Below are 579 nucleotides of genomic sequence, written 5' to 3' on the forward strand. Positions count from 1 at the left end.
CCATCACAGAGGTCGCAGGATAAATCTGTCCGGGGAAAGGGGAAGTCCGATCAGCAGCCGATTTGTGCAACAGAGCCATTCTCTGTCAACATCGTCGCGATCTCGGCAATGTCGTAGTCGAGCGATTGCGCATGACGGATGGCGGCTTCCAGCTCAGTGATCGCCTCGCGGCCGGAATAGGCATCCTTGGGCTTCGGCGGCAGATCGTTCAGTTTGGCGCGGATTCTTTCCAGCGCCTCGGTATTGATCTTGGTCGGCATGTCGGTTCTCCTGTTTTATGTGACCGACTTCTCTACTATGCGCGATTCGAGACAAAACAAAACGGGGATCAGGTTTTCCACAGAAAACGCGTTCTGGAATGCCTGATTGAAATCTGCTTCTCATTCTGCGGGTAGGTTGGGGCGAACCGGAAGTTCCTCTGGGAGATTGTCGCGTTTTCCCCGTCCTGAGTTTGTGTTTCCATCTTCTGGACAATTTTTCGATTTTGAGCAGGGTATGCGGACGGCTCTGTTGCACAAATCGGCTGAGGGCCGGAGTTCCCCTTTCCCCGGACAGACTTATCCTGTGACTTCCGTGATG

The 579-nt window shown here is 53.7% G+C and carries 1 protein-coding gene; it reads right to left on the reverse strand.

Translation table 11 applies throughout. The annotated features are described in order from the left end of the window. Positions 1–50: 50 nt before the first annotated feature. Positions 51–260, reverse strand: a complete 210-nt coding sequence (locus RGD00_RS23465) for a hypothetical protein (protein WP_310459640.1) — start codon at positions 258–260, stop codon at positions 51–53. Between the last annotated feature and the right edge of the window lie 319 nt (positions 261–579).

It is taken from the genome of Ruixingdingia sedimenti (assembly GCF_031432425.1).
Classification (GTDB): domain Bacteria; phylum Pseudomonadota; class Alphaproteobacteria; order Rhodobacterales; family Rhodobacteraceae; genus Ruixingdingia; species Ruixingdingia sedimenti.

Excerpts from the sequence above, each read along its gene's own strand:
- RGD00_RS23465 (WP_310459640.1), bottom strand. The coding sequence starts at position 260 with ATGCCGACCAAGATCAATACCGAGGCGCTGGAAAGAATCCGCGCCAAA.